2 protein-coding genes and 1 pseudogene are annotated in these 2,394 nt (G+C 70.9%); 1 reads left to right on the top strand and 2 read right to left on the bottom strand.

What is annotated here, in order from left to right; genetic code table 11:
- Positions 1 to 23: 23 nt before the first annotated feature.
- Positions 24 to 500, top strand: coding sequence for a hypothetical protein (locus ACFC1F_RS43165; protein WP_376167280.1), 477 nt, complete (start codon positions 24 to 26; stop codon positions 498 to 500).
- A 39-nt stretch (positions 501 to 539) separates the two neighbouring features.
- On the opposite strand, the pseudogene ACFC1F_RS43160 reads toward ACFC1F_RS43165, so the two are convergent.
- Together ACFC1F_RS43160 and ACFC1F_RS43155 are read right to left on the bottom strand one after the other, a co-directional pair.
- A pseudogene (locus ACFC1F_RS43160) lies at positions 540 to 743 on the bottom strand (IS5/IS1182 family transposase); the annotation flags it as partial.
- Positions 744 to 817: 74 nt separating this feature from the next.
- Positions 818 to 1,429 (bottom strand): SMI1/KNR4 family protein, encoded by a 612-nt coding sequence (locus ACFC1F_RS43155; RefSeq protein ID WP_376167278.1) that lies wholly within the window; start codon positions 1,427 to 1,429, stop codon positions 818 to 820.
- Positions 1,430 to 2,394 lie beyond the last annotated feature (965 nt).

Genomic DNA, 2,394 nt, shown 5'->3' with positions numbered 1-2,394 from the left:
TGGTCGGCACGTAGGGTGCGGCCATGACTGTGCCTGACCTGGTTCCTATTCGGCATGAGCCGAACTACCGAACGTCCACCATCGGGCAGTGGGACGGAGGCCAGTTCTTCGCCCACGTCAGCGGTGTCTTCGTAGGCCAGGACGGCGACGGCCGGGTGGTGCGGCGTTGGTACTCCGTGTTGCACGAGTTCAACGCTGGGGGTCAACACCTGGACTCCCGTGTCAACGCAGCGGGAACGGTCGCCGACGGACCGGAGAAGGCTCCGGTGGTGGAAGCCGCGCAGCAGCTCTTGGAGGAGTGGCTGGATTCGCTGCCCGGTCGGCGGTTCGCCGACATCGCAGTCGCCCCGTTCGCCGTGGAGGTCGACGGCACCCTGTTCGGCCTGGTCCATGAGTGTCACGGGGAGTATCCGGAGGGAGAGGAGCGGGACGACTGGGCCGAGTTCTACCCGAACCGGCTCGGGTTCAGCGCGCCGTGGGACGGCTCGTACGACACGTGAGGGGATGTGGGGTGTGTCAGCCGGCAACGCGTGAGAGCGGCCGCGGGCCCTGTCGGGTGCCGGGCGGCCTCGGGTGAGTCGGCGGACCATGCTGCCGATCATCGCCCAGCGGATCATGGTCTCGGAGTGGGCCGGGCTGGTTTCGTAGTCGCGGGCAAGGCGGCGGTGGGCGGTGAGCCACGAGAAGGTGCGCTCTACCGCCCACCGCTTGGGCTGGACCAGGAAGCCGCGCTGGTCGGGGTCCCAGCCCCGCAACCCGCTTCGCGCGCCTCTGCCGGCAGACGATCGACCGGACTCAGGCCGCAGGCTCTCCTCGGTCACATGCCCCGATCCGGGCCGTACCGCGGTGCAGGGCGGTCATAGGTTGACATCGGCAGCAATTCGAGCAGCACCGGACCGGGGTAAAAGGCGGAGCTGTTCGGACCGACCATGTCCTCGCCGACCAGATAGCGGTATAGCCATTCGGAGAAGCTCATCCGGTACTCGAACCAGGATCCGTCGTGCTTCACCGCACAGATCCGCTGTCCTGAGCGGTCGGGCAGCGGCGCCAGGAAGATGAGTTCGCCGCGGTCGGTGCTCGTGATGGGGATCAGGCCGTCCTTCGTCCCGAACCTGACCTCCTCCAGGCCGAGGACGGCCCGGATGTTCTCCTCCGGCTCCAGCCAGCGCTCCCGGTCCCAGTCGAGCGCAGCCCAGGTCCGCGAGGTGTCGCGGATCTCCTTCCCGAGGTTCCAACGTTCGGTGGCCGGATGCGAGAGGAACAGGTGCCCATTGATCTGTATCGGGGCGTAGGCATCGACGACCGCCTTGTAGTCCTCGGGGAAGGCGATGCCAATCTCGGCTTCCAGCCCTGCCCATGCAGACGCGCTGGCGTAACGCTGCTCGCCAGGACCGAGCATGGCGAAGACGCCAGCCAGATAGTCGCGCACCGGCGCTCCTCGTCGGGTTCGGGCATCAGGACGCCGCCGTTATCGCCAGCATGAACGCTGTGGCCTGCCGTGAGGGTAGCCGGGACCGGCGACATCGACTCAGCTGGGGGAAAGCTCGAACCGGCAGGGCCGCACGACCACGACTGAGCGACGACCCATCTACCGAGGCATCGGGGACATCCGACTGCTTTGACAGAGGCGTTGAGAAGTCTGACAGCTCCAGATGTCCGCTGACCTGCTCAGGCAGCCCCGCAAACCCAGATAACCACCGCGGCCAGGCGCCGGGCCTGGCCGCCAGACGGCGGTCGGCGGCGAGCGGGGCACGGCCCGGGGACCGAGCGGCCGCGGGGCACGAGATCCTGGTGGTCTCCCGGCAGCGGCCCAGCAGCGGGCGGGTGCGCTTGGCACGGCAGGCCTGCGGCACGGCACCGCACCGTGGGGCCGGGACCGGGGCGCCAGCCAGGATGGCGGCGGACAACGGCAAGGCCAAGCGCGGCGCCGAGGGCGGGATGGCCGGGCGGGTGCGCTCCGGCGGCGGGCGCGGGGGGCGAAAGGACGGCGGCCCAGGGCGGCGGGCCGCCGGGTTACAGCTGCAGCCGGCGACGCACCGGACGGAGCCGGCGGGTGTGCCTGGGGTCGGCGGCCGGGCAACGGACGGCCAGCGGGGCGCCAGCGGACGAAGGGGCCGACGGCAGGCGGCTCCCGGACGACGGCAGGCGGGGCGGTGCCGGAGTCGAGCCCGGGGTGTCCCCGCTCCCGGAACCGGGGCGGGGTCCGGCGGCGGCTTGCCGTGCATCCCATGACCGCACTCCGGACACGCGAGCGGCACCCGCGGTCGTGCCCGATGGACCTCCGCCCAAGTCCAGCCGCACCCCAGGTCGTTCCGGGCCGCGTCGAGCCGGCCCCGCCGCGTGTGCATCGCGGTGAACGTCAGCGCGCCCCCTCTCCCCACCGTCGGCTTCCCC

The sequence above is a fragment of the Kitasatospora sp. NPDC056181 genome (assembly GCF_042266225.1).
Classification (GTDB): Bacteria; Actinomycetota; Actinomycetes; order Streptomycetales; family Streptomycetaceae; genus Kitasatospora.
Note: the sequence above shows the minus strand (reverse complement) of the source record. Positions and strands in the feature narration are given on the sequence as shown.